Source organism: Mycobacterium sp. DL (genome assembly GCF_039729195.1).
Lineage (GTDB): Bacteria > Actinomycetota > Actinomycetes > Mycobacteriales > Mycobacteriaceae > Mycobacterium > Mycobacterium hippocampi_A.
Window position 1 is genome coordinate 790,080 of sequence record NZ_CP155796.1, and the last position, 26,546, is coordinate 816,625.

Here is a 26,546-nt window from a genome sequence, read left to right on the forward strand (position 1 = left end):
ATGCCTTATCCGAGCCACCGGCCGCGAAGGCTTCGATCCACCCCGGCCATGCGTCGGTTGGTCGCGCAGACCTCTTTGGAGCCAAGGCATCTGGTGCTGCCGATGTTCGTCGCCGACGGCATCGACGAACCACGACCGATTTCTTCCATGCCCGGTGTCGTTCAGCACACCCGGGACTCGCTGCGCCGCGCTGCCGCGGATGCGGTGCGGGCCGGCGTCGGTGGGCTGATGCTGTTCGGGGTGCCCGGTGACGAGCACAAGGATCCCGTCGGTACAGCCGGCACGGATCCAGACGGCATCCTCAACGTCGCGTTGCGGGATCTGTCCGGCGATCTCGGCGACGACACCGTGCTGATGGCCGACACCTGCCTCGACGAGTTCACCGACCACGGTCACTGTGGGGTGCTGGACGACCGTGGTCGCGTCGACAACGATGCCACCAACCGACGCTATGTCGATCTTGCTGTGGCGCAGGCGAATTCGGGTGCACATGTGGTCGGGCCCAGCGGCATGATGGACGGTCAGGTGGCCGCGATCCGCGACGGCCTCGACACCGCCGGTCATTCCGACATCGCGATCCTGGCTTACGCCGCGAAGTTCGCGTCGGGTTTCTACGGACCCTTCCGGGAGGCAGTGGGCTCCAGTCTCAACGGGGACCGTCGCACCTACCAGCAGGATGCCGGCAACGCGCGCGAGGCGTTGCACGAAGTGCAGCTCGACATCGACGAGGGCGCCGACATCGTGATGGTGAAGCCGGCGATGTCCTACCTCGACGTGGTGCGCGCCGCCGCCGACATCTCGCCCGTTCCGGTTGCCGCATACCAGGTTTCCGGCGAGTACTCGATGATCAGCGCGGCGGCGGCCAACGGCTGGATCGATCTGCGGACCGTGGCGTTGGAGACGCTGATCGGGATCCGGCGTGCCGGCGCCGACATCGTGCTCACCTACTGGGCAGTTGATGCGGCCGGCTGGCTGTCGTGACAGAACCCGACGCGACAGGCCCAGACGGGTCGCCCCCCGCCCGGCCCCCTGACGTCGACACCGGATTCTGGTTGTGGGTGGCGGCACTTCCGTTGATGGCGATCGGTTACGTCATCGACCTGATCACCAGCCCGCTGCGCCCGACCGGCCCGATGCTGGCCATCTCCATCGTGTTCCTGGTGGTCGTCGTGATCGTCGTCGCCACCTTCCTGGTGTTGATGAGGCAGGGGTACCGCTGGGTGCGCACGCTGCTGACCGGTGGCGCGATCGCGGCGCTGGTGTTCTCGGCCTCCGGTCTGTTCACCGCCGAACGTCACGCGGCCGCGGCCGTCGGCTATGCCGTCGCGGTGATCGTCGGCTCCGTTGCCATCGCCGGTGGCGTGTTCCTGCTGCACCGCAAGGACGCCCACGAATTCTTCACCCGCTGATTCGCTAGGCTGACCCGACCATGACCGACCCACAAGCCGCGCCGTCACGGCGGCCGCGTCTGGTCGACATCGCGTTCTGGTGCTTCATCGTCGGCGCGGTCATCATGATCGTCGGCGGGTTGATGGCCGGGGCCACGGACTACGACACCGCCCGCGCCGTTCTGCCCAGCACTTTCTCCGATGACCAGGTGCAGAACTATCTGACCCTGTATCGCGCGAGCGGGATCGGTTCCGCGGTGGCCGGAGTTGCCCTCGCGTTCCTGGCTGGTCGCACTCGCCGGGGGGACGGTCGGTTCCGACTCGCGTTGCTCGGACTGGTGTTCGCGACGTTCGTGGTGGTCGTGATGCTGGCGCTCGGGTTCGGAGTCGCACAGCCGGTGGTGCTGCTGTCGCTGCTTCCCGTTCTCGTCGGGTCGGCCCTGCTCACCATGCCGGCGGCGCGCACCTGGTTCGAGTCGGAGGGGCACCTGTGACCGAGCCTGTCCAGCGCCCGGTGGCGACGCCCGAGGTGATCTTCTCCGAACCGGGCGCCAGCTGGCTGTGGCTGCTGGCCGGCCCCGCAGCGGGGGTGGCGATGGCGATGATCCAGCTCTCGGCCGGGTACGGGATTCAGCTGGTGGTGCCGGGCATCTTCTTCGTGCTCGTCTCCGGTTTCCTGGCGATCCAGGTCAAGGCCGCGAGGATCCACACCTCGGTCGAGTTGACCGTCGACACGTTGCGGCAGGGCGCCGAGACGATCCGGACGGACGACATCATCCGGATCTATCCGGAGGCCGCCGGTAGGGAGACGCCGAAGTGGCAGTACGCGCGGGCGCTCGGCGAGCTCACCGGGGTCCCGCGGGGCCGCACCGGGATCGGCGTGCGGTTGACCAACGACCGCACGGCGCAGGCCTGGGCGCGCAAGCATGAGCGGTTGCGGGCCGCGCTGACGAACCTGGTGGAGGAGCGCATTCCGCCGGAGCCGACGCCGTGACGTCGCGGAGGGCGGTGGTCTTGTTGGTGCTGGCCGGATGCGCCGCGGTGGGCTGTGTGCTGAGTTGGCTGGCCGCCAGTTCCCCGGTGACCGTCGCACCCGTGACCGAGGGGGAGCCGACGACCATCTCGCTGGTCTACTACCCACCCATGATGACGTTGTCACTGCTGCTCGCGACCGCGGCCGGGGTGCTCGTAGTGCTGGGCGTGACCCGTCTGCGCCGCGGCACCGCCGCCGCGGAACAGCATTCCGGGCTGCTGTCGACGGCTGATCCACAGCCCTGAGTTCACTCTCGCGGCACCCGCCGCTGTAACCGTCGCCACACGGCCCTTGGTACAAAGTGCAAAATCTGTAACACTGTTCCCCATGACGGAGTTGGCGGACAAGGACGAACATCTCGGCGGCACGCACCTCGACGCGCTGCCGCTCGGGCCGCAGTCATTGGTCTGGCGGTACTTCGGCGACAACCGGATGTACCTGATCGGTCCGCGGCCCGCAGTGCTGCAGAACATGCTGGCCGAGCTCGGTCAGGGCGTCTACGACCACTCCACGTTCTTCGCCGACACCGCGGAGCGGTTGCGGCGGACCATCCCGCCGATCTTCAACACCGTCTACGGCTCCGAGGCCGACAACGCCGGCCTTGCGGTCCGCGACTTCCACCACCACGTCAAGGGCGACATGCCGGGCACCGAAGGTGGTCGCTACCACGCGCTGGACCCCGACACCTACTTCTGGGCGCACGCCACCTTCGTCGAGCAGGTCTTCTACTTCGCCGACACATTCGTCACCAGGTTGACGCCTGCGGACCGAGAGCGGATCTACCTGGAGTCCAAGACGTGGTACCGGCGCTACGGCGTCAGCGACCGTCCGATGCCGGCGACCTACGCCGACTTCGAGCAGTACTGGGACCGCATGATGGACCGGGTTGTCGTCGCGCACCCCACCGCGAGGTACGGCGTCGGCTACGTCACCAAGGGCTTCCCGCGACCCAAGGCGGTCCATCCCCTGGTGTGGCGGCTCGTCGCGCCCGTCTTCAACCCGCTGGCCGCATTCCTGACCACCGGCGGCCTGCCGCCGCGCGCCCGGGACCTGCTGCAGCTGCCGTGGACCGAGAAGCAGGAGCGGCGCTACCAGCGATTCGCCGCGCTGTGCCGATCGCGCCCGGTGAACTGGATCTGGGACCGGTTGCCGATGCGGGTGCGCTACAGCGGTTACGCGGTCAAGGGTTATGCCCGCGCCTGACCCTGCGACGGCCACCCAACAGATCCTCGACGCCGCCGTCGTCGAGTTCGAGCGACACGGTTTCCGGCGAGTCGCCCTCGACGACGTGGCCCGCCGTGCGGGCGTCAGCCGGACGACGATCTACCGGCGCTTCGCGAACAAGGACGAGCTGGTCGGTGCGGTCATCGAACGGGAGAACGTCGGCCTCTTCGCCGACATCGCCAGCGAGCTCAAACAGTCTGGCCCGCAGTCGAATTACTACGTCGAAGCGTTCACCCTGTCGATCCTGAAATTCCGCAGACACCGGGTGCTGCACCAGATGATCACCGATGAGCCCGGCTTGGTTCTCGAGCTCGCGGGCCGATATCACCGGGCGGCGATCGACCGCATGGCCGACGCGCTGCGGATCATCTTCCCGCCGGGCTTCGCCGAGCGCATCGGCCCAGATGCCGTCGACGAACTCGCAGATTGCATTCTGCGGTACGCCGCCATGGTGTTGCTGCTGCCCAGCGCGCAGCCGCTGGACAGCGCCGACGACATCCGCGAGTTCGCGCGTCGCCACTTCCTGCCGAGCCTGCCCGCGGCGCTGCGGACGGTGCCGGCCTGACGGGTCGGGTGTTTCGCAGGTCACACTTTCGGGCAGCCCGACAGCCATGGACCAGAACGAAGAGACCAGCAGCCAGCAACTCACCGAGAAGCCCGAGATCACCGACGAGCACAAAGCGCAGGCCAAGGAGATGGCGAAGTCCTACAACGAGGAACTCGAGACCACGACCCTGCCCGGTAGCAACGGCACCGTGTCCGGCACCTCGGTCACCGACTGGGTCGACGACAAGGACAAAGGCAAGATCGAGACGTCCGCGGACGAGGGCAACGTCGAATACCGCAACACCGAGGAGTTCCGCAAAAAACTCGAGGGGTGAGACGCTGCTCGCGGGCGGTCGCCGACACCTAGGCTCTGATCTTGTGACCCCACTCGATCAGATCGCCCCGGCCTTCGTGCGCATGGCGCATTCGATCGTGTGGGCGTCGGTGGCCACCGTCGACGCCGACAGCAAACCACGCTCACGCATCCTGCACCCGATCTGGGAGTGGGACGGAACCGACCTGCTCGGGTGGATCGCGACGGTGCCGACACCACTCAAGCGCGCGCACCTCGCGGTGCACCCGGATGTCTCGGTGAGCTACTGGACCACCACGCAGGACACGTGCAGCGCCGATTGCCTGGTCGAGTGGTACACCGACGACGAGACCCGTGCGGCGGTGTGGGAGAAGTTCGCGACCGGGCCCGAACCGGTCGGCTACGACCCCCGCATCATCCCGATGTGGCGGGACGGCCCCACCTCCGAGGAGTTCGCCGTACTCCGGCTGTCGCCCTATCGACTGCGCGTCATGCCCGGGACGATGATGACCGAGGGGCGCGGTGAGGTGCTGGGCTGGCACGCATCATGACAACGAGTACGACAGACGTCACGCTGCTGCCGTTGGCCCCTAGAAATCCCCTGCCCTATCGACGTCTGGTCAAGCTGGTCCGGACGCTGGACACCGGTCAGGAACTGATCCGCGATGCCGGAGGTCCCGTCACCCGGGTGCAACTAGGCCCCAAACGGCTGTTCCCGCCGCTGGTCGCGGTGTTCTCGGCGGAGGCCATCCGCGACGTGCTCGGCCGCAACGACGCCTTCGCTGAACGGTGCATCGTCCACGAGGAAGTCCGGGACATGGCCGGGGACAGCCTGTTCGTGCTGCCCAACGAGCCGTGGCGGCCGCGCAAGCGGGCCCTGCAACCCGTGTTCACCCGCCAGAACGTCCGATTGTTCGGCGGCCACATGTCTCGGGCCGCTCGGTTGTTCGTCGACACCTGGTGTCGCGGCGGCGACGTCGACCTGAACCTGGAGTGCCGGCGGATCACCATGCAGTCGCTGGGGCGTTCGGTGCTCGGCGTCGATCTCAACGAGCAGGCCGACGTGATCGCCGAACACATGCACGTCGCGTCGTCCTACACCGCCGATCGTGCCCTGCGACCGGTCCGCGCCCCGCGATGGCTGCCCACGCCGGCGCGGCGGCGCGCGAGGGCCGCGGTCGCGGCGATGCAGAAGGTCACCGGCGACATCCTGCGCGCCTGTCGGACCGATCCCAGCCGCGACGCACCCCTGGTGCACGCGCTGATCAGGGCCACCGATCCGGAGACGGACCGACCGCTCTCCGACGAGGACATCTGCAACGATCTGCTGATCTTCATGCTGGCCGGCCATGACACGACCGCCACGGCGCTCACCTACGCGCTGTGGGCTCTGGGACACCATCCCGACATCCAGGACCGTGTCGCTGCGGAGGCGCGCCAGATCGGTGACCGGGCGCTGGTCCCGGGGGACGTGTCGCAGCTGGGTTACACGGTCCAGGTGCTCAACGAGGCGTTGCGGCTGTGCCCGCCGGCCGCCGGTGTCGGACGGCTGGCGGTGCGTGACATCGCGGTCGGCGGTTATCGCGTCGAAGCGGGCAGTCTGCTGGCAGTCGGCATCTACGCGCTGCATCGCGATCCGGCGATCTGGGACGACCCGCAGGCATTCGACCCCGACCGGTTCAGCCCGGAGAGGTCCGCCGCTCGCGATCGCTGGCACTTCGTCCCGTTCGCCGGCGGAGCGCGCTCCTGCATCGGCGAACACTTCGCACGGCTGGAGACCACGCTCGCGCTGGCGACGATCGTGCGCAGTCTCGAGATCAGATCGCGCGACGACGACTTCCCCGTCGATGTGCCGTTCACCACGGTTGCGCGGGGGCCGATCAGGGCCCGCGTCACGCCGCGACGCTGACCGGTTTCAGCCCCGTCGGAAGAGCACCGCGGATTCGAACGGCAGGAGCGTGAAGAGGACCCGCATCGGACCCGTCACCGACGCCGCCGCCTCGGCCTTGGGCAGAACCTGTGGATCGATCACCCGGAAAGACCTGCCGTATCGGCGCATGGTGCCCTCACCGGCCGCGGTGACATTCTTCAGCCAGTCGCGGTCGGGTCCGTAGGTCAGCAGCACCGCCACCCCGTCGCGGGTGCCGAACACCGTCAACGGGGTCCGGTACCGGGTGCCTGATCTGCGCCCGACGTGCTCGAGGATCCCCATCGTGGGAGCCCAGCCCGCCCACATGCGTTGGATCGGATTGGTCACGTGGCGGTTGAACCGGGCCAGCCATTGCGGGAGTTGCATGTGAGCCATCACACTCTCACCCCATGGCCTATCTCAAGCCCCCCTGGTTTGTGGCGACGGTGTTCAACAGGTTCGCGATGGCCACCGGCGTCGGCAACAGCGAGACGCTGACGGTGACGAAGCGGGGCAGCGGGCAACCGCAGCACATCCCGGTGGTCATACCGGAGGTCGACGGCGTGAAGTACCTGGTCTCGACCCGTGGCGAGTCGCAGTGGGTGAAAAACGTGCGGGCCGAACCGCGGGTCAGCGTCGGCGCGGTGAGGTACCTCGCCACCGAAGTTCCTGTCGACCAGCGGGCGCCGATCCTGGCTGCCTACAAGCCGAAGGCCGGCAGGGTGGTCGAGGGCTACTGGCGCAAGCTGCCCGACGACGCCGATCATCCGGTGTTCGCGCTGACCCCCCTGGCCTGACCACTACACCCTGTAGTTGACGCGGCGGGTCCGGCTGGGACACTGGTGCCATGAGCAGTACCGACATGTCCGCGAAGCTGTTCGCCGACGCGTGCACCGTGATTCCCGGTGGAGTGAACTCGCCGGTGCGGGCATTCTCCGCGGTCGGGGGCACCCCGCGGTTCATCACCTCCGCCCAGGGTTGCCGACTGACCGACGCCGACGGGAACCGTTACGTCGACCTGGTGTGCTCGTGGGGGCCGATGATCCTCGGTCACGCCCACCCCGCGGTGGTCGAAGCAGTGCAGCGGGCCGCCTCCGACGGGCTGTCGTTCGGCGCTCCGACCCCGTCGGAGTCCGAACTCGCCCGCGAGATCGTCGGCCGGGTCGCCCCGGTCGAACTGCTGAGGCTGGTGAACTCCGGCACCGAGGCCACCATGAGCGCGATCCGGTTGGCGCGCGGCTACACCGGCAGGGCGAAGATCATCAAGTTCTCGGGGTGTTACCACGGGCACAGCGACGCGCTGTTGGCCGACGCCGGGTCGGGCGTCGCGACGCTGGGGTTGCCGTCGTCGCCCGGTGTGACGGGCGCCGCCGCGGCCGACACGATCGTGCTGCCCTACAACAACGTTCCCGCGGTCGAGGAGGTCTTCGCCCGCTTCGGTGACGAGATCGCCTGCGTGATCACCGAAGCCAGCCCGGGCAACATGGGGGTGGTGCCACCGCTTCCCGGGTTCAACGCCGCGCTGCGCCGTATCACCGCCGAGCACGGCGCGCTGCTCATCAGCGACGAGGTGATGACGGGTTTCCGCGTCAGCCGATCAGGTTGGTACGGGCTGGATCCGGTGGACGCCGACCTCTTCGCGTTCGGCAAGGTGATGAGCGGCGGACTACCCGCCGCGGCATTCGGTGGCAACGCCGAGGTGATGGGTCGGTTGGCGCCGCTGGGCCCGGTGTATCAGGCGGGCACGCTGTCGGGAAACCCGGTGGCGATGGCCGCCGGCCTGGCCACGCTGCGCGCTGCAGACGACGCCGCCTATGCATCGCTGGACGCCAACGCCGACCGGTTGACCGGTCTCATCGGTGACGCACTCACCGATGCCGGTGTCGCACATCAGATTTCGCGGGCAGGCAACATGTTCAGCGTGTTCTTCGGCGAGGAGCCGGTCACCGACTTCGCCGCGGCGCGGGCCACCGAGACATGGCGCTACCCGGCGTTCTTCCACAGCCTGCTCGACGCGGGGGTGTACCCGCCGCCGAGTGCCTACGAGTCCTGGTTCGTCTCGACCGCGCTCGACGACGACGCCTTCGGCAGCATCGCCGCTGCGCTGCCCGGTGCGGCGCGCGCGGCGGCTGAGGCCACGGAGCCGGCATGACCGACACTGCGGGCGCCGAGACGACCATCGTGCACGTGATGCGGCACGGTGAGGTGCACAACCCGGACAAGATCCTCTACGGCCGACTGCCCGACTTCCACCTCTCCGAGCGGGGACAGGCGCAGGCCCGGGCGGTGGCCGATTGGCTCGCCCAAAGGGACATCACCTACGTGGTCGCCTCGCCGCTGGAGCGAGCCCAGGAGACCGCCGCGCCGATCGCGGCCCGACACGGCCTCGCCGTCGACACCGATGGCGAGTTGATCGAGTCGACCAATGTGTTTCAGGGAGAACGGGTTTCACCGGGAGACGGGGCGCTGCGTGACCCGCGCAACTGGTGGCACCTGCGCAACCCACGCACCCCGTCCTGGGGTGAGCCCTACGCCGAGATCGCCGGCCGGATGAAGGGTGCGCTGCACCGCGCCAGAGCGCAGGCCACCGGGCACGAAGGTGTGTGCGTCAGCCACCAGTTGCCTGTCGAGACGCTGCGCCGCGCGATGACCGACAAGAAGCTGCACCATTTCCCGACCCATCGGATGTGCAACCTGGCTTCCGTCACCTCGTTCTACTTCCACGATGACGTCTGCGTGGGTTGGGGGTACGCGGAGTTGGCCGGGCAGTGAAACGTTCGGTCCGCCAACGCATCCGACGCAGCGGTCGACTCGTCGCGCTCATCACGTGCGTGGCGATGATCGGACTGACCGGATGCTCCACCGGTGACGATGCGGTCGCCCAGGGCGGCACCTTCGAGTTCGTCGCACCGGGCGGGAAGACCGACATCTTCTACGACCCGCCGGAGAGTCGCGGCCGTCCCGGACCGCTGGCAGGCCCGGACCTGATGGACACCGACAAGACAGTCGCGCTGACGAACTTCGCGGGCGAGGTCGTGGTGATCAACGTCTGGGGTCAGTGGTGTGGTCCCTGCCGCACCGAGATCACCCAGCTGCAGAAGGTGTACGACGCGACCCGCGACCAGGGCGTGGCATTTCTGGGAATCGATGTGCGGGACAACAACATCGATGCCCCGCGCGACTTCATCATCGACCGCGGGATCACATTCCCGTCGATCTATGACCCGTCGATGCGCACCATGATCGCGTTCGGCGGCCGCTATCCGACGACCGTCATCCCGTCGACGGTGGTGCTCGACCGCGAGCACCGGGTCGCTGCGGTGTTCCTGCGTGAACTCCTCGCCGAGGACCTGCAACCGGTGGTCGAGCGGCTGGCCGCCGAGTCATGAACCTCGACCAGGTCGACCAATTGACCGCCAGCGGTCCACTGCTGCTGGCCATGCTGCTCAGCGCGGCGGCCGGGGTGGTGTCCTTCGCCTCCCCGTGTGTGGTGCCGCTGGTGCCCGGCTACCTGTCCTATCTGGCAGCGGTGGTCGGTGTGCAGGATCAGCCCGGAGGGCACGATCAGCCCGGACAGCTGGCGGTTCGTGGTGCGCGTCTGCGAGTCGCGGGGGCAGCCGCACTCTTCGTCGCGGGCTTCACCGTGGTCTTCGTGCTGGGCACCGTCGCAGTGCTGGGAATGACGACCTCGCTGATCACCAATCAGCTCCTGCTGCAACGTATCGGCGGCGTGGTCACCATCCTGATGGGCCTGGTCTTCATCGGTCTGGTCCCGGTGCTGCAGCGCGATACCCGGTTCACTCCGAAGCGGATCTCCACGCTGGCGGGTGCCCCGCTGCTGGGTGCGGTGTTCGCATTGGGGTGGACACCGTGCCTGGGGCCGACGTTGACCGGTGTCATCGCCGTGGCTTCGGCGACCGAGGGCAGCAACGTCGTACGCGGTGTCGTGCTCGTCGTCGCCTACTGCCTCGGGCTGGGAATCCCGTTCGTGCTGCTGGCTTTCGGCTCGGCGCGGGCGGTGGCCGGCCTCGGCTGGCTGCGGCGCCACACCCGGACCATCCAGATCATCGGCGGCGTACTGCTGATCCTGGTGGGTACGGCCCTGGTCACCGGATTGTGGAATGAGTTCGTGTCGTGGATTCGCGACGCGTTCGTCAGCGACGTGAGGCTGCCGATCTGATGCGCGCGCTGGCCCTGGTGCGTAACACCTGGCGCACCCTGACGTCCATGGGAACCGCGCTGGTGCTGCTGTTCCTGCTCGCGCTGGCGGCGATTCCCGGCGCATTGCTGCCGCAGCGGAATCTCAACGAGTCCAAGGTCGCCGAGTACATCGCCGCCTATCCGACCATCGGGCCGTGGCTGGACCGCCTCCAGGCATTCGACGTGTTCTCCAGTTTCTGGTTCACCGCGATCTACGTTCTGCTGTTCATCTCGCTGGTGGGCTGTCTGACCCCGCGACTGTTCGAGCACTTCCGCAGTCTGCGCGCCACGCCGGTGCCGGCGCCCCGCAACCTGGGCCGACTGCCCAAACATCACAGCGCCGAGGTGCGCGCGGACAGTGTCGGCGCAGTGGCCGCGGTGGTCGACGAACGGTTCCGTGGCTGGCGGCGCGCCACCCGCCACGACGGCGACGGTGAGACCACCGAAACTGCCGAGATTTCCGCGGAGAAGGGCTACCTGCGCGAGTTCGGCAACATCGTCTTCCACTTCTCGCTTCTCGGTCTGCTGGTGGCCATCGCCGCCGGAAAGCTGTTCAGCTACGAGGGCAACGTCATCGTCGTCGCCAACGGCGGACCCGGATTCTGTTCGGCGTCCCCGGCGGCGTTCGACTCCTTCCGGGCGGGCAACACCGTCGACGGGACCTCGCTGTACCCGATGTGTGTGCGCGTCAACGACTTCGAAGCCACGTATCTGCCCAACGGGCAGGCGGTGGGATTCCAGGCCGATATCGACTACCAGGCGGGGGAGGATCTCGAGACCGGCACCTGGCAGCCGTACCTGCTCAAGGTCAACGAGCCACTGCGCGTCGGTGGTGACCGGGTCTACCTGCAGGGCCACGGGTACGCCCCGACCTTCACCGTGACGTTCCCGGACGGCCAGACCCGCACCCAGACGTTGCAGTGGCGGCCCGACGACCAGATCACGTTCCTGTCGTCGGGTGTGATGCGGTTCGATCCGCCCGGGGGCACCTACGCCGACGAGGGTGAACGGCGCAAGAACCAGATCGCGATCCAGGGCCTGTTCGCGCCGACCGCCGAGCTCGACGGCACCCTGCTGGCGTCCAGCTTTCCCGAGTTGAACGACCCGGCCGTCGCGGTCGACATCTACCAGGGCGACACCGGCCTGGACACGGGTCGGCCGCAGTCTCTGTTCGCGCTGGACACCCGGATGATCGACCAGGGCCGCCTGACCAAGGAGACGCGGGTCAACCTGCGTGCCGGCGAGGACACCCGCCTCGACGACGGCACCGTGGTGCGGTTCGACGGCGCCGTGCCGTTCGTGAACCTCCAGGTCTCGCACGACCCCGCCCAGATCTGGGTGCTGGTGTTCGCGATGACGATGATGGCCGGCCTGCTGGTGTCGCTGATCGTCCGGCGCCGCCGCGTCTGGGTGAGGTTGACGCCAGGCGCTGCGGGTACGGTGAACGTCGAGCTGGGCGGCTTGGCCCGCACCGACAATTCGGGGTGGGGCGAGGAGTTCGAGCGGCTGACGGCGCGGCTGCTCGCCGAATCGGACACCACTGCTGCCGCATCGGATCGCAGAGAAGACAAGAAAGCGGATCGCGCATGAACACCGACATCGATCTCGGGCTGGCCCGCTACTCGGACCTGGCGTTCACGTCGTCGGTGCTGGTGTTGCTGGGAGCGCTGCTGCTGCTCGCCATCGAGCTCGCCTACAGCCGCAGCCGCAAGGTCGAATCCCGCGAGCTGGTCTCGGCAGCGGCGACACCGGACAGGGTTGCGGTGAACAGCGCGACACCGGGCGTCGTCGTGGACGCGCCGCGGCGCCCGTTCGACGAGCGCATCGGAGCGGCCGGACTCGCGCTGGCCTATGTCGGCATCGTGCTGTTGCTGGCGTGCATCGTGTTGCGCGGGCTGTCCACCTCGCGGGTGCCGTGGGGCAACATGTACGAGTTCATCAACCTCACGTGTTTCTGCGGTCTGGTGGCCGCCGCCGTGGTGTTGCGCCGACCGCAGTACCGGTCGCTGTGGGTGTTCGTCCTGCTCCCGGTGCTGATCCTGCTGACCGTCTCGGGTCGCTGGCTGTACTCGCATGCGGCACCGGTGATGCCCGCGCTGCAGTCGTACTGGCTGCCGATCCACGTGTCGGTGGTCAGCATCGGTTCCGGGGTTTTCCTGGTCGCCGGCGTGGCCAGCATCCTGTTCCTGCTCAAGATGTCACGGTTCGGCGATCCGGACCGCACCGATGCGCTGGGCCGCATCGCGGCGAAGCTTCCGGATGCGCAGCTGCTGGACAGAATCGCCTATCGCACAACGATTTTTGCGTTCCCGGTGTTCGGTTTCGGAGTGATCTTCGGTGCCATCTGGGCCGAGGAGGCGTGGGGTCGGTACTGGGGCTGGGATCCCAAGGAGACGGTGTCGTTCATCGCCTGGGTCATTTATGCCGCCTACCTGCATGCGCGCTCGACAGCGGGGTGGCGCGACAAGAAGGCCGCGTGGATCAACGTCGCCGGTTTTGTGGCGATGGTGTTCAACCTGTTCTTCATCAACTTGGTCACCGTCGGCCTGCACTCCTACGCGGGCGTCGGCTGACCCGATCTGTCGATGGCGCCCATGAGCCGTGGTGAGGAGAGGGGATCAACTGTTGTCTGACCTGCCGGTTGGTTTTCGGGCACAGCAACGGTTCGTCGATCCTGCGGCCCCGGTGCCCGCGGAGTGGACGGCTCCGACACCGCCGTCGGGATCGCTGCCCGTTGTGGCGGCGGGAATGCTCGATCCGGCGGTGCCGCCCGCGCCGACGGCATCCGATCCACCGCCGTACCTCGACCTGTCCACCGTGGCACTGCTCGGCAAGGCCCGGCGCGCTCCGTCGGCGGGCTGGCGCAAGTGGGTGTACTGGGGCACCGGACGACTGATCGATCCGGGTGAGAGCCCGAAGGTGGTACGCCACGACACCCTGGTTGCGCAGGTGCAACGGCCGTTGCGCGGGTGTTATCGGATCGCCGTGCTCTCGCAGAAGGGTGGCGTCGGCAAGACGACCGTCACCGCGACGCTGGGGGCGACGTTGGCCAGCACGCGCGGGGATCGTGTTGTCGCCGTGGACGCCAACCCCGATCGCGGCACGCTGAGTCAGAAGGTGCCCCTGGAGACGCCGGCCACCGTGCGTCACCTACTGCGGGATGCAGAGGGCATCGCGTCCTACAGCGACGTGCGGCACTACACCTCACAGGGGCCGAGCCGCCTGGAGATCCTGGCCTCGGAAAGCGACCCCGCGGTGTCGGAGGCGTTCAGCTCAGACGACTATGCCCGCACGCTCGAGGTGCTCGAGCGGTTCTACAGCCTGGTGCTCACCGACTGCGGCACCGGAATGCTGCACTCGGCCATGTCGGCGGTGATCGACAAGGCGGACGTGTTGGTGGTGATCAGCTCCGGTTCGGTCGACGGCGCGCGCAGCGCATCGGCGACGCTCGACTGGCTGGACGCCCACGGCCACGAGGACATGGTGAGCAATTCGATCGCCGTGATCAACGGCGTGAGGCGCCGGTCCGGAAGAGGGGCCAAGGTCGATCTGAACAAGGTGGTCGATCACTTCGCGCGACGATGCCGCTCGGTGTGCCAGGTGCCCTTCGACCCGCACCTCGAGGAGGGCGCCGAAATCAGTTTGGACCGGCTGAAGCCTGAGACCCGGGAAGCGCTCGTCGAGCTGGCCGCCGTGGTGGCACAGGGCTTTCCGGGTGCGCGACGTGACTCGGTCTCCGTTTAGACCGGGCGGTCAGTTTCGCGGTTGATCGTCTCGCGGATTGATCCGCCGCAGGAACTCCGGGTCGTCGTCCGGCCCGATAGTCCGGGTGCGCGGTCGATTCGCGGCCATCCGGAAAACTCGCCAGCCGACGTATACCAGTGCGGCCAGGACGAGAATCATGAGCAAGTACGTCACTCAAAACCTCCTTCCTGTCAATATACGCGTCATCGGTAGGCTCGGTCCGTGACTGACGGACGGCCCGTATCCCGGCTACTGCTCGACATCCTCGCCTACACCGCGGCCCGCCTCGTGCTCGTCGTCGTCGTGACCGCGGTGATCTTCGGTGCCGCGAGCCTGCTCGGCGTGCAGATCCCGATGATCGTGGCGTTGCTGTTCGCGATCGTGATCGGGTTGCCGCTGGGCATCTGGCTGTTCACCCCGCTGCGGCGGCGGGCCACCGAGAGCATCGCGATCTGGGACGAGCAGCGCCGTCGCGACCGTGAACAACTCCAGGCGCGGCTGCGCGGCGACTCCGGAGCCCAGGGCGGCGACACCCGAGAGGTCTGAGCGTCAGAAATGCGTCATCATTTCGTCGACGACCCCCGTACCCAGGTGCAGCATTGATCCGCACGCGCAGCAACCTCGGCCACGAAGTATGACGTCGCACTGCGATCTGAATGGCTAAGACGGCGGTTGGGTAACCCACGTCACATGACCGAACAGCGGGTGATCGACCGACACCGGCCGATCAGCAACCACAGGAACACCAGTAACCACAGGACCGCGAGCAGCCACAAGATGCTCTACAACCGGTGGATCAACGAACTGTGGGCCGGCCATCGCATCGCCAGGGAACTGGTCTCCGACGACTTCGTCGGCCACTGGCCCACGCACGATGTGCACGGCCCCGACGAGCTGCAGACCGTCATCGACAACACCAGAGGCACATTGCGGGAACTGATGTACGTCGTCGACGTGGGTCCGTTCGTCGAGGGTGACATGCTCGCCGCCCGGTGGATCAGCACCGGCGCGCGTGCCGAGGGTCCAGCCCGATTCACCGGCAACGACATCGTGCGGGTGTCGAACGGCAAGATCGTCGAATACTGGACGGGCACCTCGCCGGGTTAACCCGCCGCGTCGCGCAGCAACTGCCGCAGCGCCTCCAGCGGGTCGTCACCGGCGGGACCGAGCCGACGGCCCTCCGGCGCCTCCGTGGGCTCCGGCGCGGCGATCACCGGTGGCGGCGCACCGGCAGCCGGCGGGGGTGGCGGCGCCGCACCGGGCGGCACGACGGTACCGAGCGCCTCGATCTTCGCCGCGACCCGTGCGGCCGCATCCTGACGTACCGCACGCCGATCCGGATCGGGGTCACCGTTGCCCTCGAAACATTCGGCCGGGGCGTCGGCGATCACCCCGAGGGCGCTGTCGTAGCGCTCGCGCGCAGTGTCCAACCGCGCCTCCCAGGCGTCGATATCGCCCTGCCGCTCCCGAACCAGCTCGAGATCGACCCGCACCGAGCAGGAGTTCGCGGGTTCGGTAGCCGCAAGCGCCGACGAGAACTCCGCATCGGCGAGGTCGAGCCGATCGTCGAGCACCGCGAGTCCGCCCGCAGCGAGCATGCCATTGACCGGCTCGATGACATCGAAGACGCGCAGCACCGACACATCGCTGCGAAGCGCACCGATCTCGCCCGCAGCATAGTGCTGCTGCGCCGAGTTGCCGACCACGACAACGGAAATCAGCTTCACCGCCAGCGCGAGCACCACGACCGCGATCGGCGTCGAGGCCAACAGGACGCGCCGACGCACCCGTAGCCGGGAAGGTTGTGGGGTCCGTGTCACGACAGCACATCCCGGTAGGTGGAGCGACTGCGGCGCAGATCGCGCGCGGACAGATAGATCTCGAGCAGGAGCAGCAGCGACGCGAGCATCGTGAAGACCCAGTAGAACTCGACGCGGACAGGCGCAGACTGTGACGTGACGGCGGGTTGTCCGGTCGTGGCGTCTGCCTGGGGGAGCGCTTGGCCCGCCGTTCGCTGAACGTAGGGAACACCGAGTTGCTCGGCCACGCCGCGCAGCGCCTCCTCGTTCAGCGCCGGGCCGGCGCCATATCCGAACACCGTGCCTCCGTCCACCACGTCTGTGTCGAAGGTTCCCTGCGGAGTGCTGGACTGCGCGGCCCCGGAGCCGAAGTAGTAGACCAGGTTCTCCGATCGCGGATACTGCTGGCCCGCCGCGATCAGCTGGTAGCGCAGCACATTCGACGCGGCGCCGGCGTTGGCCTGGTCACTTCCCGCGGCGGCGCCGACCGCAGGGTTCAGTGCATCCACGACAGGCTCGAGGCTCCACGCGTCGCTCGACAGCGGCCAGTCGATCGCAGGCCGCGAGTCGAACGCGATGACCGCGAAGCGTGCGTCCGGGTGGGATCGGATCAGCGCGCGGATGTCGTCGCGGATGCCCGTCATCCGGGCGGCGCCGCCGAAGTCCGCGATCGCCGAGTCCGCGGAACGGTCGACGACGAAGTACACGTTGGCGCCCTGCGTCACGGGCGCCTCGTCGGCCTCGGAGACGGTGCCCGTGCCGGGCCGCGCGGCGGCGATCAACACCAGCACGATCGCCAGCGTCATACCGCCCCAGCGCAGTACCGCCTTCGTACCCTTTCCCGACCCACCCGTCAGGCGCAGCGCGATCAGACGGAACGCGATGAGCGCCAACGCGATCGCACCGAGCGCCGGCAGCGGCAGAACCGGATCGAAGGTCATCGGCGCACCGCCATCAACGACACGCTCAGCAGCGCCGCCACCGCCAACGCGGCGACGAGGACCAGCACCGGCGTATCACCCCGGCCGCCAGCGTCCCGGTCTGCCGCGGGGGCGGCGCGGATCGTGTCGAGATCGGCCCCGAGCGCGGCGGAGTCGAATCGGAAGAACTGGCCGCCTGTCGCGCCGGTGACCGCAGCCAGCGCGTCGGTCTCGCGTCCGGGGGTGGCCACTGCGTTGACCTCCACACCCGCCTGCAGTGCCATCTCGGTCACCTGGGCATCGGTGAACAGTGACGGCCTGTTGTCGTCAGGCGACCGCAGCGCACCCGGGCCCAGATAGATCAGCGAACGGCGAGTGTCGCCGCTCGACTCGAAGCCGGGGAAGCCGGTGAGGCACAGCGCCAGGACATCGGCGACGGTCGGCGAGTAGTCGTCGTAGGCCACCGGCGCGGCGAACGACTCGGTCCGAGCCCGCAGCGAAACGGTCCCCGTTGGTGGCAGCGTGCCGGCGTCGGCCTCGGCCTGAGCCCGGGCGGCTTGCGAGTAGTCCCCGAATCGGCCGGCGGCGAACTGATAGTCGCGGGTCAACGGCACGACCCTGCGGTTCGAGGACGTCAGCCCGATGCGCTCGGTGCCGAAGGTGGTCGTCTGGGCGGCGAAGTAGCCGAGGAACTCACCGGTCGCCGGGTCGGTGACGGGCTGGCCGACGCACAGCATGATGTCGTCTCGTGGGCCCGATTCGGTTGCGTTCGAAAGCGTTCCGCTGGGCCGTGCGCTGGCCAGAACCATCACCCCGAACAGCAGCGTCGACAGGGCGAGCACGGTGGCGAGGGTCCGTGTCTGCCTGCGGACCACGGCCCGGTACTCGGGCAGCCGGGTCAGCCGTGCGGTGTTCGCCAGCGGACGCCGACCTCGAGGGCGCTCCGTGGGCAACAGCACCGCCAGCGCGACGACGAGGATCAAAGCGACCACCCCGGCGATCGCGACCGCCCACCATGTCAGCTCCATGAGCGGATCAGCTCTTCGGTTCGATCGCCCAACACGCCCACATCGGCAGTTGCGGACCCGTCGAACTGGACGTCACCCAATGCCGCCAGCACCGGCGCCGCGACCGCCAGATCGCTTGCGGCGACGGCACGCAGCTGCATGTACTGGGCGCGCCGGCCCGTCGCCTGGTGCAGGAAGCTGCGCAGCGTCCGGCTCAGTGCCGCGCCGGCCTCCTCGCCGGACAGCTCACCGTCGCGGTACCGGCGGGTGATCGTGTTGGCCGTCCCGGCGAACCGGTGCCGCAGCACCCGCGCATGCAGTGGTCGCAGGATCGTGATCCGGCGCAGTGTGTCCGCGGGCATCGTGGCGACGAAAATGCCTGCGTACCAGACGATGACAAGAAACAGCAGGCCGATCCCGAGCCACAACCACCAGGCGGAGTAGGACGGCGGTCCGCTGACGAACTCCAGCAGGTCATCCGGCACGCGACCACACCCCGGTCATCTCGACGATTCTGCGGCGGATGTCGGCACTGCTCGAGATCGTGACGTGTGGAATCGCCCGGGAGGTCAGCAGTTGCGAGAGTTGTTCGGTGCGGCGCTGTTCGGCGCGACGGTAGGCGGCGACGACCCGCGGCTCATGGCTGGCGGGTCCGAGGACCACGCGCCCGGTGGCGACGTCGAAGCCACCGTCGTCACCGGCAGCCACGGCCGCCATGTCGGGGATCATCGCCCACATCACGTCGTGGCGGGCGGCCAGGCGGGTGAGCACCTCGGTCAGCCGGTCGTCGACGTCGGGTTCGTCGGAGACCACGACGATCAGCATCGAGTGGCGGTAATGTGTTGCCACATAGGTCAATTGGTTGACGATGTCACTCGGTCCACGCGCCTCATGGCCGTGGTAGCGCGTCAGCAGGCTCTCGATGTGGTTCTCGCCGCGCCGCTGGCGGACGTTGACGCTGCCGCGCGCGTCTCCGTACACCATGCCCACCTCATCGGTGCGGCCGAGGGTGATCAAGCCGACGGCGCCCAGAACATTGAGCGCGACATCGCTTTTGAGCTCGCCGTCCGGTGCCAGGCCGGCCATGTTTCGGCCGGCATCGGCGACGAGCAGTATCTTGTGGTGCTTCTCGGAGACGAACCGCTTGATCAGCACGCTGCCGGAACGCGCGGAGGCCTTCCAATCGATGTCACGGACGTCGTCGCCGGGCACGTAGGGCCGTAGTTCGTCGAATTCGAGGCTGCGGGTGTGCAACAGCGCGTAGCGCCCACCCTCGAGCATTCCGCGGGTGTCGGTGCCGAAGTGCGCCTTCGCGCGGTTGAGGTGCTTACCCATGACCGGCCCCGATCAGGGCACCCGCACCGATTGCAGCGCCGCATCGATCACCACATCGGCGGTGACGCCTGCGCTGGCCGCCTCGAAGCCGAGGATCAGCCGGTGCTGCAGCACGCGGTGCGCCAGGTCGGCGATGTCGCCGGGGACCACGTGGTTGCGGCCGGACAGCACCGCCAGGGCGCGGGCCGACGTGCACAACGCGATGGTGGCCCGGGGGCTGGCGCCGTACTCGACGAGCCGGGCGATCTGCCGCGGGAGATAGTTGCCCGCGTCCCGGGTCACCCCGACCAGCCGGCTGGCGTAGAGCATCAGGTTGCGGTTCATGTGCACATCGCGTGCGACGCGCTGCAGGTGCCGGATGTCGTCGAGGTGGGCCACCGGCGGGGTGCGGTGGTCCCGATCGTAGAGTCCGGCGTCGCGGCGGGTGAGCACCTCGACCTCCTCCTCCGGGGACGGGTACCGGACGATTTCCTTGAGCAGGAACCGATCGGTCTGAGCCTCCGACAGGGCGTAGGTGCCCTCCTGGTCGACCGGGTTCTGGGTGGCGATCACCAGGAACGGCTCGGGGATCGGGTAGACCGTGCCGGCAATGGTGGTCTGGCGTTCCTCCATCGCCTCCAGCATGGCGCTCTGGGTCTTGGCGCTGGAGCGGTTGATCTCGTCGAGCAGCACGACGTTGGCGTGCACCGGTCCGAGCTGGGTGACGAACGATGTTGTCGCCGCGTCGTACACCTGGGTGCCGATGATGTCGCTGGGCAGCAGATCGGGGGTGCACTGGATGCGCCGGAAGACACCGTCGATCGACTCCGCGATGACACGCGCCGCGGTGGTCTTGGCCAGCCCGGGAACGCTCTCGAGCAGGATGTGGCCACCGGTCAGCAGCCCGATCAGCAGCGATTCCCGCAGGTGCTCCTGACCGACGACCTTCGCCGAGAACGCGTCGGACAGCGTCCTGACAATGCGTTGCGCCTGGTCATTGGCAAAGTGGTCGGGGTCGGTACGGGCTGCGGTCATCCAGCGGGGTGTACCCACGCCGATCGGGCGCGCAAACAAACCGCGGCCGCCGCCAAGCGCGCCCGATCGTCAGCCGAACACCAGCGCGGCGGCCACCGCCAGCGCCCACACCAGCATCGTCAGCCCGGTATCCCGCAGCACCGGGATCAGGTCCCTGCCGCCCAGCCCGGCGCGAACCGGCTTGGCGGCACGCACCGCGAGTGGCAGCGCGATCAGGCCGACCGCGCACCAGGGCGTCGCGAGCATCAACACCAGCGTCAGCACGAATGCCACCGCCAGCAGCGCCTGGAACAGCAACCGGGTTCTGCCGTCACCGAGTCGCACGGCCAGCGTGATCTTGCCGGACTGGGTGTCGGTGGGGATGTCGCGCAGATTGTTGGCCACCAGCACCGCCGAGGACAGGCAGCCGGTCGCCACGGCGAGCGCGCCCCCGACCCAGTCGATGCGCAGCGCCTGGGTGTACTGGGTGCCCAGCACCGCAACGAGCCCGAAGAACACGAACACCGCGACCTCGCCGAAGCCGAGATATCCGTACGGCTTGGAACCGCCGGTGTAGAGCCACGCTCCGGCGATGCACACCGCGCCGACCGCGATCAGCCACGGAGCGCTGAACCATGCCAGCACCACACCGGCCACCGCGGCGACGGCCAGGCTGATGACCGCGGCCGTCAGCACTGCCCGCGGCGCCGCGAGCTTCGAACCGACCAGTCGCAGCGGTCCGGCCCGCACGTCGTCGGTGCCGCGGATGCCGTCGGAGTAGTCGTTGGCGTAGTTGACCCCGATGATCATCGCCACCGCGACCACCAACGCGAGCAACGCCTTCCACCACGACGCGGCGCCGAGCCACGCCGCGGCGCCCGTTCCGGCGAACACCGGCGCGACGGCGTTGGGCAGCGTTCGGGGACGCGCCCCCTCGACCCACTGGGCGATACTGGCCACGGGCGTCAGTCTTGCACGCGTCCGGTGGCGCTCGTCGTGGCAGACTGAACGCATGGACGACCGACTGAGCAAGGCCGAGATCCGCAAGGACGCCGTGCAGGAGATCGTCGGGGCCGGCGCATCGACGGTCGGCGAGGTGACGTCGATCATCACCTCCGCGGTCAAGGATGTCGCGAACGCCATCGGTGGGCTCGCGACCGACGTGTTCGAGATCCGCGACGGAGCCCGGCGCGCGTCGCGGCACACCGAGGACGAGCCCGACGACGCTTAGGTCATCACCGGGGTCGCTGACCCCTGATGCCGCCGGCGCCCGGCACCACCTCTCGAGTTGTGGTGCGCGAGTAGCTGTCCCGTGCCGCGGTGTCCCCGGAGACCAGCACTGATCCCCAGTCGATGTCGGGGTGTCCGACGAGTCTGCTCGGGATCTCGTTCAGTTCCCCGAATTCGGCGAGTCCGGCGAAGGTGCCGCCGAGGTCTGATCTGCGGTCCTCGGTGAACCACGGGCGGGGAGATTCGATCACCGTGCGCGGCGTCTGCGCCAGTCCGCCGGAGACCTCGGCGATGTTCTGCACGCAGGGGAACAGGAACGACATCGGCCAACTGATCAGCACCGGTCCGTTGTCGGCCAGGAAGCTGTTGAGCGGAATGCTGGTGCGCAACCGCGGGCCGGTGAAGGCCAGCCAGCCCGCCTCGTCGGTGCGGCCGTCGACGGCGTGGATGCGCACCCGGTCGGCGCCGGCGGGGACATCGGCGGAGTCGACCCCCACCGACCGCCACAGCGGATGCTCGGGATCCTCGTCGGAGGCCGGTCGGTCGACCGGCGCGCTCGAACCGAGCACCGCCACGTCTGCACCGTCGGCCCTGCCGAACTCCAGGCGCAGCGTGTTGGCACCGGAGGTGCGACCTGAAATCGACAGGGCCACTCCGGCGTCGGGTGCCAGGGGCGGCAACACGAACCATTCGGTGGTGATCTCCGCAGTGGCCGGGTTGTCGGGGGTCCAACTGCCCCACATGTGAGCCGACGTGCCGGATCCCGGTGGGTCCGGGGGAGGTGCGCCGGGATAGAAGCCCGCCAGCGCGGCGAACCCCGATGACCGGCCGCCCGGTCCCGCCGCTGCCAGCACCTCGCCGTCGGGCAGCACCTCGACGTCGTCGGCCAACCCGCACACCTGGGTCGACGCGATCCGGTTCAGGTTCGTCATCGCCAGCGAACCGGCGGACCGCCGCAGCGGCGCGGCGACAAAAGATCCGATCAGCAGCACCAGCGCGGTAGCGAAGGCGACCACGGTCGTCACCGCGGGCCCGAGGGTGGCGATCTGCGCGCGTCGGACGCGCCGCAAGGCCATCGCGGTGACGGTGCCCGCCGCCAGCAGACCCACCCACAGCAGCGGGTTGTTCAGCGGTGCGCCCGCCGGTCGTACCGGGTCCGACGGCCACGGGACGTCGTAGACCGCAGGAAGCCACCACGCGTTCGGGCCCGCGAACACCAGCGCCGCCGCCGCGGCCAGCAGCAGCGATCCGGCTGCTCCGAGTGCCGCGGTGAAGCGATCCGGTGTGCCCGCCCGCCGGACCACCAATACCACCGCCACGGTGACGAACGAGGCGAACAACCCGGCGGCCGAACCGAAGTGGTACGACCACTTCGACGGTCCCATCGCGAGGAGCAGCAGCGCGAGCACCACCGCAGCCCCCAGTCGCGCTGCCGTCACCCCGAGGCGGTCGCGGCGTCGCCACACCAGGGCGCCGACGATCGGCAGCAGCGCGATCGTGAACAGCACCGGCATCCGCTTCGCGAAGCTGCCCTGCTGGTCGGGCTGGAGCAGGTAGCCGTATCGGGTCGGCTCCTGGTACCACGGCAGCGACGGTCCGAAGAAGTTGTGCCAGGTGGTCGCGGTGACCAGCGCATCCCAGGTCTGATCGGCGAAGATCACGGTAAAGGCCGATGCGGCAATGCAACTCAACAGCAGCACGATCGCCAGCAGGTGCAGTCGAGTCCGCGCCGCTGTCCGCGCCACCGCGATCAGCCGGGGTGCGAACACGATGATCGGTGCAAGAACCAGCGCACCGGTCGGGCTGATCGGGATGGTGAGCGCGGCGACCAGGGCCAGGCAGCCCAGCCCCGCCGGGCCACGCACCCGCCACGCGAGCGCCAGGGCCACGGTGACGCCGAAGGCCACGAAAGACTCCGGCCGCGTCCCGAGGTTGAACGGCAGCCAGGTGACGAGCAGACAGACCGCAGCCAGCATCCGCACCGCAGCGGTCGCCGGCAGCGCCGCGCCGAGCACGCCGCGGCTGAGGACAAACCACGTGCCCACCGCCAACAGGGTGCTGGGCACTCGCAGCCACAGCGGCGCGATGCTGATCTCGGTCAGCGGGGCGAGCAACTGCTGAGTGAGCGCAAACGGCACCTCGGCGGCGTTCCACCATCGGTAGTAGTTCCCCGGGTCGCCTGTGTCGGCGACAGTGCGGGCGATGGTGGTCGCCCAGCCGTCGTCGACGGCGAGCGGTCCGATGATCGCCCACCCGCAGAACGTGGCGACCACCGCGACGTCGATCCACCACAGCCGCTTCCATCGGACTCGTGGACGTCCGCGACGGCCCGGCGGGGCCCGACCGCGGCTCAGCAGAACAAACGCGGCCACCACCGCCGACAGCTGCACGACGATCAGCACGGCCTTGAGCACCGTCGGCGTCGTCGCGAACGGACCGGTGATGTCCGCGGTCACCGACAGCCCGTCGGAGTCGGGCGGGACGAGGTCGGTGCGGAAGCCGAACACTTCGGGCACGGGTTGGTCCGCGAGGTCGGTGGTCTGCCCGTCGGCGCCGACGACGGCCATCCCGTCGGGGCCGGAATCGACAGTGATCCGGCAGTCCGTCGGCGCGGGCGGCACGACCAGGCGCTGCTCGACGCCGTCGGCACGCAGTGTCGCCACCCCCGCGGAACCGGTGACCGTCATCCCGTCGCCGTCGGCTCCGGTCGCCAGCACGGTGACCGGCGCGGACTGTGCTGTCGCGGCCCGCAGCGCCGAACACGGAATCGACACCGTGAGAGCGCTCGGCCGGTACGGGTGAACCAGGGCCGTGCCCGAGACCGCAGGCTGGCCGGGCGCGGGCCAGGTGAGGGTGGTGGTCTCCGCGACGACCGGGGCGAACGGCAGGACGAGGGCCGTCACGATTCCGGTCAGACCGACGAGTAGCGCGAGCCACGTCTGCTGTGTTGAGTTGAGTGCCCGCATAGATTTCCCCCGACAGCCTGCCCACTGTTCGGCCCTCGGGACCGTATCCGAGGCTGACGTCACCACAACGTCATGCTTGAGGCGGGTGCCTGATGATGAACAATGGAGCGCCGGCACACGTGAGGAGCAGTTCATTGTTGGGAGTCATCGGCGGCAGCGGCTTTTACTCGTTCTTCGGTCCTGAAGCGCGGGCGATCAGCCTGGACACGCCGTACGGCCCGCCGAGCGCGCCGATCACCGTCGGAACCGTCGGCGATCACGAGGTGGCGTTCCTGCCCAGGCACGGCGCCGGCCACGAGTTCTCACCGCACACGGTGCCCTACCGCGCGAACATGTGGGCGATGCGTGCGCTCGGGGTGCGGCGCATCTTCGGTCCGTGTGCGGTCGGCAGCCTGGATGCGCAGTTGGGTCCGGGCGCGATGGTGGTGCCCGACCAGCTGGTCGACCGCACGTCGGGACGGCGCGACACGTACTTCGACTCCGGCGGCATCCATGTCAGTTTCGCCGATCCGTACTGCCCGTCGCTGCGGGCGGCGGCGACCGGCTTGCCCGGCGTCGTCGACGGCGGGGCGATGGTGGTGATCCAGGGACCGCGGTTCTCGACCCGCGCGGAGAGCCGATGGTTCGCGAGCCAGGGCTTCCGGCTGGTCAACATGACGGGCTATCCCGAGACGGTGCTGGCCCGCGAACTCGAGATGTGTTACGCCGCACTCGCATTGGTGACCGATCTCGATGCGGGCATCGAGCACGGAGCGGGCGTGCGAGCCGTGGACGTCTTCGCCGAGTTCGAACGCAACATGGTGCCGTTCAAGCAGTTGGTCCATGAGGCGATCGCCCAGGTCGACCTGGAGCGCACTTGCACCCACTGCCTGCCGCACGAGGGCGTCACCCTGCCGATCGAACTGCCGTGAGAGTCCTTCTGACGGGTGCCGCCGGCTTCATCGGCGCGCGCATCTCCGCCCGGCTGGCAGACGCCGGACACGAGGTCGTCGGCGTCGATGCCATGCTGCCCGCCGCGCACGGTGAGGGCGCCGAGTTGCCCGCCGAGGTGCGCCGCGTCGACGTCCGGGACGCCGCCGCGGTCGCCGACGTGCTTGCCGGCGTCGACGTGGTGTGTCACCAGGCCGCGGTGGTGGGGGCCGGGGTCAACGCCGCCGACAGCCCTTCCTACGCGTCGCACAACGACTACGGCACCGCGGTGCTGCTGGCCGAGATGTTCGCTGCGGGCTGCCGGCGACTGGTGCTCGCCTCGTCGATGGTGGTCTACGGGCAGGGCGGCTACGTGTGCCCGGAACACGGTGCGGTCGAACCAGCCCCGCGCACCCGGGCCGACCTCGACGCCGGCGTCTTCGACCACCGGTGTCCGATCTGCGGTGCGCAGGTCCGGTGGGAGTTGGTCGGCGAGGAGGCGCCGCTTCGGCCGCGCAGCCTGTACGCGGCGAGCAAGGTCGCTCAGGAGCACTACGCGCTGGCCTGGAGTGAGTCGGCGGGCGGTTCGGTGGTCGCGCTGCGTTATCACAACGTCTACGGTCCCGGGATGCCGCGCGACACCCCCTACTCCGGTGTCGCGGCGATCTTCCGCTCTGCCCTCGAAAAAGGAGATGCGCCAAAAGTTTTCGAAGACGGCGGCCAGATGCGCGACTTCGTCCACGTCGACGACATCGCCGCGGCCAACGTCGCGGCGATCGAGGGCTCGCTCGAGGGGTTCGAAACCTTCAACGTCTGTTCGGGTAAGCCGGTGTCGATCCTCGACGTCGCCTCCGCGCTGTGCGACGCGCGTGGGGACATCTCACCGGTGATCACCGGCCAGTACCGCAGCGGCGACGTCCGTCACATCGTCGCCGACCCGGCAAAGGCCGCCAGGATGCTCGACTTCCGCGCGGTCGTCGACCCGGCCGATGGGCTGCGGGACTTCGCGAGTGCGCCGCTGCGCGGCTGA

33 protein-coding genes are annotated in these 26,546 nt (G+C 68.6%); 23 read left to right on the plus strand and 10 right to left on the minus strand.

Annotated features, from left to right (window positions below; translation table 11 throughout):
- The 10 genes from hemB to ABDC78_RS03845 all read left to right on the plus strand — a co-directional run bounded on the left by hemB (position 1) and on the right by ABDC78_RS03845 (position 6,413).
- Entirely contained in the window at positions 1 to 981 is a 981-nt protein-coding gene (hemB, locus tag ABDC78_RS03800; protein ID WP_178361416.1) for a porphobilinogen synthase, read from the plus strand.
- Complete coding sequence (locus ABDC78_RS03805; RefSeq protein WP_178361417.1) at positions 978 to 1,409, plus strand: hypothetical protein; 432 nt, start codon at positions 978 to 980, stop codon at positions 1,407 to 1,409. The genes hemB and ABDC78_RS03805 overlap by 4 nt, the downstream gene beginning before the upstream one ends.
- Positions 1,410 to 1,429: 20 nt before the next feature.
- Complete coding sequence (locus tag ABDC78_RS03810) at positions 1,430 to 1,882, plus strand: hypothetical protein (protein ID WP_178361418.1); 453 nt, start codon at positions 1,430 to 1,432, stop codon at positions 1,880 to 1,882.
- Complete coding sequence (locus ABDC78_RS03815) at positions 1,879 to 2,382, plus strand: DUF3093 domain-containing protein (protein WP_178361419.1); 504 nt, start codon at positions 1,879 to 1,881, stop codon at positions 2,380 to 2,382. Before ABDC78_RS03810 ends, ABDC78_RS03815 begins: the two co-directional genes overlap by 4 nt.
- Positions 2,379 to 2,666 carry a hypothetical protein gene (locus ABDC78_RS03820; RefSeq protein WP_178361420.1) on the plus strand — a complete coding sequence of 96 codons (288 nt, stop codon included), beginning with the start codon at positions 2,379 to 2,381 and terminating at the stop codon, positions 2,664 to 2,666. Before ABDC78_RS03815 ends, ABDC78_RS03820 begins: the two co-directional genes overlap by 4 nt.
- Before the next feature lie 82 nt (positions 2,667 to 2,748).
- On the plus strand, positions 2,749 to 3,624 hold the full coding sequence (locus ABDC78_RS03825; protein ID WP_178361421.1) for an oxygenase MpaB family protein: 876 nt from the start codon (positions 2,749 to 2,751) through the stop codon (positions 3,622 to 3,624).
- Positions 3,611 to 4,210, plus strand: a complete 600-nt coding sequence (locus ABDC78_RS03830) for a TetR/AcrR family transcriptional regulator (protein ID WP_178361422.1) — start codon at positions 3,611 to 3,613, stop codon at positions 4,208 to 4,210. The genes ABDC78_RS03825 and ABDC78_RS03830 overlap by 14 nt, the downstream gene beginning before the upstream one ends.
- Before the next feature lie 46 nt (positions 4,211 to 4,256).
- The gene (locus ABDC78_RS03835) at positions 4,257 to 4,526 is read left to right on the plus strand and encodes a hypothetical protein (RefSeq protein WP_178361423.1); all 270 of its coding nucleotides are present in this window, start codon (positions 4,257 to 4,259) and stop codon (positions 4,524 to 4,526) included.
- Positions 4,527 to 4,569: 43 nt separating this feature from the next.
- Entirely contained in the window at positions 4,570 to 5,055 is a 486-nt protein-coding gene (locus ABDC78_RS03840) for a pyridoxamine 5'-phosphate oxidase family protein (protein ID WP_178361424.1), read from the plus strand.
- A complete protein-coding gene (locus ABDC78_RS03845) occupies positions 5,052 to 6,413 on the plus strand; it encodes a cytochrome P450 (protein WP_178361425.1) in 1,362 nt (453 codons plus the stop codon). The genes ABDC78_RS03840 and ABDC78_RS03845 overlap by 4 nt, the downstream gene beginning before the upstream one ends.
- Positions 6,414 to 6,419: 6 nt before the next feature.
- Here ABDC78_RS03845 and ABDC78_RS03850 read toward each other — a convergent pair whose 3' ends face one another.
- Entirely contained in the window at positions 6,420 to 6,800 is a 381-nt protein-coding gene (locus ABDC78_RS03850; RefSeq protein WP_178361426.1) for a nitroreductase family deazaflavin-dependent oxidoreductase, read from the minus strand.
- Positions 6,801 to 6,823: 23 nt separating this feature from the next.
- On the opposite strand from ABDC78_RS03850, the gene ABDC78_RS03855 reads away from it, so the two are divergent.
- The 8 genes from ABDC78_RS03855 to ABDC78_RS03890 all read left to right on the plus strand — a co-directional run bounded on the left by ABDC78_RS03855 (position 6,824) and on the right by ABDC78_RS03890 (position 14,357).
- Positions 6,824 to 7,210 carry a nitroreductase/quinone reductase family protein gene (locus ABDC78_RS03855; protein WP_178361427.1) on the plus strand — a complete coding sequence of 129 codons (387 nt, stop codon included), beginning with the start codon at positions 6,824 to 6,826 and terminating at the stop codon, positions 7,208 to 7,210.
- 50 nt (positions 7,211 to 7,260) lie between these two features.
- Complete coding sequence (gene hemL / locus ABDC78_RS03860) at positions 7,261 to 8,565, plus strand: glutamate-1-semialdehyde 2,1-aminomutase (RefSeq protein ID WP_178361428.1); 1,305 nt, start codon at positions 7,261 to 7,263, stop codon at positions 8,563 to 8,565.
- Complete coding sequence (locus tag ABDC78_RS03865; RefSeq protein ID WP_178361429.1) at positions 8,562 to 9,185, plus strand: histidine phosphatase family protein; 624 nt, start codon at positions 8,562 to 8,564, stop codon at positions 9,183 to 9,185. The genes hemL and ABDC78_RS03865 overlap by 4 nt, the downstream gene beginning before the upstream one ends.
- Positions 9,186 to 9,250: 65 nt before the next feature.
- Positions 9,251 to 9,802 carry a TlpA disulfide reductase family protein gene (locus ABDC78_RS03870; RefSeq protein WP_178361530.1) on the plus strand — a complete coding sequence of 184 codons (552 nt, stop codon included), beginning with the start codon at positions 9,251 to 9,253 and terminating at the stop codon, positions 9,800 to 9,802.
- Entirely contained in the window at positions 9,799 to 10,593 is a 795-nt protein-coding gene (locus ABDC78_RS03875) for a cytochrome c biogenesis CcdA family protein (RefSeq protein ID WP_178361430.1), read from the plus strand. The genes ABDC78_RS03870 and ABDC78_RS03875 overlap by 4 nt, the downstream gene beginning before the upstream one ends.
- Positions 10,593 to 12,203, plus strand: coding sequence for a cytochrome c biogenesis protein ResB (locus tag ABDC78_RS03880; RefSeq protein ID WP_178361531.1), 1,611 nt, complete (start codon positions 10,593 to 10,595; stop codon positions 12,201 to 12,203). The genes ABDC78_RS03875 and ABDC78_RS03880 overlap by 1 nt, the downstream gene beginning before the upstream one ends.
- Positions 12,200 to 13,186 carry a c-type cytochrome biogenesis protein CcsB gene (gene ccsB, locus ABDC78_RS03885; protein ID WP_178361431.1) on the plus strand — a complete coding sequence of 329 codons (987 nt, stop codon included), beginning with the start codon at positions 12,200 to 12,202 and terminating at the stop codon, positions 13,184 to 13,186. The genes ABDC78_RS03880 and ccsB overlap by 4 nt, the downstream gene beginning before the upstream one ends.
- A 52-nt stretch (positions 13,187 to 13,238) precedes the next feature.
- A complete protein-coding gene (locus ABDC78_RS03890) occupies positions 13,239 to 14,357 on the plus strand; it encodes a MinD/ParA family protein (protein ID WP_178361432.1) in 1,119 nt (372 codons plus the stop codon).
- A 9-nt stretch (positions 14,358 to 14,366) separates the two neighbouring features.
- Here the strand turns inward: ABDC78_RS03890 and ABDC78_RS03895 are convergent, their stop codons facing one another.
- Positions 14,367 to 14,531 (minus strand): hypothetical protein, encoded by a 165-nt coding sequence (locus tag ABDC78_RS03895; protein ID WP_178361433.1) that lies wholly within the window; start codon positions 14,529 to 14,531, stop codon positions 14,367 to 14,369.
- 48 nt (positions 14,532 to 14,579) lie between these two features.
- Between ABDC78_RS03895 and ABDC78_RS03900 the strand changes: the two genes are divergently transcribed.
- Positions 14,580 to 14,903 carry a DUF4229 domain-containing protein gene (locus ABDC78_RS03900; RefSeq protein WP_178361434.1) on the plus strand — a complete coding sequence of 108 codons (324 nt, stop codon included), beginning with the start codon at positions 14,580 to 14,582 and terminating at the stop codon, positions 14,901 to 14,903.
- Between the two features lie 144 nt (positions 14,904 to 15,047).
- Positions 15,048 to 15,464: a nuclear transport factor 2 family protein gene (locus tag ABDC78_RS03905; protein WP_178361435.1), complete on the plus strand. Its 417-nt coding sequence runs from the start codon at positions 15,048 to 15,050 to the stop codon at positions 15,462 to 15,464.
- Here the strand turns inward: ABDC78_RS03905 and ABDC78_RS03910 are convergent.
- The 7 genes from ABDC78_RS03910 to ABDC78_RS03940 form a co-directional block, all read right to left on the minus strand.
- Positions 15,461 to 16,177, minus strand: coding sequence for a hypothetical protein (locus ABDC78_RS03910; RefSeq protein WP_178361436.1), 717 nt, complete (start codon positions 16,175 to 16,177; stop codon positions 15,461 to 15,463). The two genes, ABDC78_RS03905 and ABDC78_RS03910, sit on opposite strands and share 4 nt — an antisense overlap.
- Entirely contained in the window at positions 16,174 to 17,097 is a 924-nt protein-coding gene (locus ABDC78_RS03915; protein ID WP_178361437.1) for a vWA domain-containing protein, read from the minus strand. Before ABDC78_RS03915 ends, ABDC78_RS03910 begins: the two co-directional genes overlap by 4 nt.
- The gene (locus tag ABDC78_RS03920) at positions 17,094 to 18,104 is read right to left on the minus strand and encodes a hypothetical protein (RefSeq protein ID WP_178361438.1); all 1,011 of its coding nucleotides are present in this window, start codon (positions 18,102 to 18,104) and stop codon (positions 17,094 to 17,096) included. Before ABDC78_RS03920 ends, ABDC78_RS03915 begins: the two co-directional genes overlap by 4 nt.
- A complete protein-coding gene (locus ABDC78_RS03925) occupies positions 18,095 to 18,568 on the minus strand; it encodes a hypothetical protein (RefSeq protein ID WP_178361439.1) in 474 nt (157 codons plus the stop codon). Before ABDC78_RS03925 ends, ABDC78_RS03920 begins: the two co-directional genes overlap by 10 nt.
- Complete coding sequence (locus ABDC78_RS03930) at positions 18,558 to 19,418, minus strand: DUF58 domain-containing protein (RefSeq protein ID WP_178361440.1); 861 nt, start codon at positions 19,416 to 19,418, stop codon at positions 18,558 to 18,560. Before ABDC78_RS03930 ends, ABDC78_RS03925 begins: the two co-directional genes overlap by 11 nt.
- A gap of 12 nt (positions 19,419 to 19,430) precedes the next feature.
- A complete protein-coding gene (locus tag ABDC78_RS03935; protein WP_178361441.1) occupies positions 19,431 to 20,432 on the minus strand; it encodes an AAA family ATPase in 1,002 nt (333 codons plus the stop codon).
- Positions 20,433 to 20,501: 69 nt separating this feature from the next.
- Positions 20,502 to 21,371 (minus strand): 1,4-dihydroxy-2-naphthoate polyprenyltransferase, encoded by an 870-nt coding sequence (locus ABDC78_RS03940; RefSeq protein WP_178361442.1) that lies wholly within the window; start codon positions 21,369 to 21,371, stop codon positions 20,502 to 20,504.
- Positions 21,372 to 21,423: 52 nt separating this feature from the next.
- Between ABDC78_RS03940 and ABDC78_RS03945 the strand changes: the two genes are divergently transcribed.
- On the plus strand, positions 21,424 to 21,642 hold the full coding sequence (locus ABDC78_RS03945) for a hypothetical protein (protein WP_178361443.1): 219 nt from the start codon (positions 21,424 to 21,426) through the stop codon (positions 21,640 to 21,642).
- 4 nt (positions 21,643 to 21,646) lie between these two features.
- On the opposite strand, the gene ABDC78_RS03950 is transcribed toward ABDC78_RS03945, so the two are convergent.
- On the minus strand, positions 21,647 to 24,607 hold the full coding sequence (locus ABDC78_RS03950) for an arabinosyltransferase domain-containing protein (RefSeq protein ID WP_178361444.1): 2,961 nt from the start codon (positions 24,605 to 24,607) through the stop codon (positions 21,647 to 21,649).
- Positions 24,608 to 24,741: 134 nt separating this feature from the next.
- On the opposite strand from ABDC78_RS03950, the gene ABDC78_RS03955 reads away from it, so the two are divergent.
- Together ABDC78_RS03955 and ABDC78_RS03960 are read left to right on the plus strand one after the other, a co-directional pair.
- Positions 24,742 to 25,518 carry an S-methyl-5'-thioadenosine phosphorylase gene (locus ABDC78_RS03955; RefSeq protein ID WP_347133474.1) on the plus strand — a complete coding sequence of 259 codons (777 nt, stop codon included), beginning with the start codon at positions 24,742 to 24,744 and terminating at the stop codon, positions 25,516 to 25,518.
- Entirely contained in the window at positions 25,515 to 26,546 is a 1,032-nt protein-coding gene (locus tag ABDC78_RS03960; RefSeq protein ID WP_178361445.1) for an NAD-dependent epimerase/dehydratase family protein, read from the plus strand. Before ABDC78_RS03955 ends, ABDC78_RS03960 begins: the two co-directional genes overlap by 4 nt.

Excerpts from the sequence above, each read along its gene's own strand:
- hemB (WP_178361416.1), top strand. The coding sequence starts at position 1 with ATGCCTTATCCGAGCCACCGGCCGCGAAGGCTTCGATCCACCCCGGCC.
- ABDC78_RS03810 (WP_178361418.1), top strand. The coding sequence starts at position 1,430 with ATGACCGACCCACAAGCCGCGCCGTCACGGCGGCCGCGTCTGGTCGAC.
- ABDC78_RS03825 (WP_178361421.1), top strand. The coding sequence starts at position 2,749 with ATGACGGAGTTGGCGGACAAGGACGAACATCTCGGCGGCACGCACCTC.
- ABDC78_RS03830 (WP_178361422.1), top strand. The coding sequence starts at position 3,611 with ATGCCCGCGCCTGACCCTGCGACGGCCACCCAACAGATCCTCGACGCC.
- ABDC78_RS03835 (WP_178361423.1), top strand. The coding sequence starts at position 4,257 with ATGGACCAGAACGAAGAGACCAGCAGCCAGCAACTCACCGAGAAGCCC.
- ABDC78_RS03845 (WP_178361425.1), top strand. The coding sequence starts at position 5,052 with ATGACAACGAGTACGACAGACGTCACGCTGCTGCCGTTGGCCCCTAGA.
- ABDC78_RS03850 (WP_178361426.1), bottom strand. The coding sequence starts at position 6,800 with ATGCAACTCCCGCAATGGCTGGCCCGGTTCAACCGCCACGTGACCAAT.
- ABDC78_RS03855 (WP_178361427.1), top strand. The coding sequence starts at position 6,824 with ATGGCCTATCTCAAGCCCCCCTGGTTTGTGGCGACGGTGTTCAACAGG.
- hemL (WP_178361428.1), top strand. The coding sequence starts at position 7,261 with ATGAGCAGTACCGACATGTCCGCGAAGCTGTTCGCCGACGCGTGCACC.
- ABDC78_RS03865 (WP_178361429.1), top strand. The coding sequence starts at position 8,562 with ATGACCGACACTGCGGGCGCCGAGACGACCATCGTGCACGTGATGCGG.
- ABDC78_RS03870 (WP_178361530.1), top strand. The coding sequence starts at position 9,251 with ATGATCGGACTGACCGGATGCTCCACCGGTGACGATGCGGTCGCCCAG.
- ABDC78_RS03875 (WP_178361430.1), top strand. The coding sequence starts at position 9,799 with ATGAACCTCGACCAGGTCGACCAATTGACCGCCAGCGGTCCACTGCTG.
- ABDC78_RS03880 (WP_178361531.1), top strand. The coding sequence starts at position 10,593 with ATGCGCGCGCTGGCCCTGGTGCGTAACACCTGGCGCACCCTGACGTCC.
- ccsB (WP_178361431.1), top strand. The coding sequence starts at position 12,200 with ATGAACACCGACATCGATCTCGGGCTGGCCCGCTACTCGGACCTGGCG.
- ABDC78_RS03905 (WP_178361435.1), top strand. The coding sequence starts at position 15,048 with ATGACCGAACAGCGGGTGATCGACCGACACCGGCCGATCAGCAACCAC.
- ABDC78_RS03915 (WP_178361437.1), bottom strand. The coding sequence starts at position 17,097 with ATGACCTTCGATCCGGTTCTGCCGCTGCCGGCGCTCGGTGCGATCGCG.
- ABDC78_RS03920 (WP_178361438.1), bottom strand. The coding sequence starts at position 18,104 with ATGGAGCTGACATGGTGGGCGGTCGCGATCGCCGGGGTGGTCGCTTTG.
- ABDC78_RS03930 (WP_178361440.1), bottom strand. The coding sequence starts at position 19,418 with ATGGGTAAGCACCTCAACCGCGCGAAGGCGCACTTCGGCACCGACACC.
- ABDC78_RS03935 (WP_178361441.1), bottom strand. The coding sequence starts at position 20,432 with ATGACCGCAGCCCGTACCGACCCCGACCACTTTGCCAATGACCAGGCG.
- ABDC78_RS03945 (WP_178361443.1), top strand. The coding sequence starts at position 21,424 with ATGGACGACCGACTGAGCAAGGCCGAGATCCGCAAGGACGCCGTGCAG.
- ABDC78_RS03950 (WP_178361444.1), bottom strand. The coding sequence starts at position 24,607 with ATGCGGGCACTCAACTCAACACAGCAGACGTGGCTCGCGCTACTCGTC.